Source organism: Alkalihalophilus lindianensis (assembly GCF_032843265.1).
GTDB classification, from domain to species: domain Bacteria; phylum Bacillota; class Bacilli; order Bacillales; family Bacillaceae_D; genus Alkalihalophilus; species Alkalihalophilus lindianensis.
In genome coordinates, this window is sequence record NZ_JAWJBA010000068.1 from 1 (window position 1) to 403 (window position 403).

General features: G+C 47.1%; 3 tRNA genes. All 3 read right to left on the reverse strand.

What is annotated here, in order from left to right:
• The 3 genes from RYX56_RS21315 to RYX56_RS21325 all read right to left on the reverse strand — a co-directional run bounded on the left by RYX56_RS21315 (position 1) and on the right by RYX56_RS21325 (position 255).
• Positions 1–76, reverse strand: a tRNA-His gene (locus RYX56_RS21315).
• Between the two features lie 13 nt (positions 77–89).
• Positions 90–163 (reverse strand) — tRNA-Trp (locus tag RYX56_RS21320).
• Between the two features lie 7 nt (positions 164–170).
• Positions 171–255, reverse strand: a tRNA-Tyr gene (locus RYX56_RS21325).
• Positions 256–403 lie beyond the last annotated feature (148 nt).

Genomic DNA, 403 nt, shown 5'->3' on the forward strand with positions numbered 1-403 from the left:
TGGGGCGACTGATGGGAATTGAACCCACGAATGCCGGAATCACAATCCGGTGCGTTAACCACTTCGCCACAATCGCCGTAATAATATATTGGCAGGGGCAGTAGGAATTGAACCCACACCGGAGGTTTTGGAGACCTCTGTTCTACCTTTAAACTATGCCCCTATATAAATGGTGGAGGGGGACGGATTCGAACCGCCGAACCCTGAGGGAGCGGATTTACAGTCCGCCGCGTTTAGCCACTTCGCTACCCCTCCAAACAACAATAACAATAATACATCATCATCTATTGTTTAGTCAATACTCAATAAATAATTTCAGTTAAAATAAATGGTGGCTTGGGACGGAATCGAACCGCCGACACATGGATTTTCAGTCCATTGCTCTACCGACTGAGCTACCAAG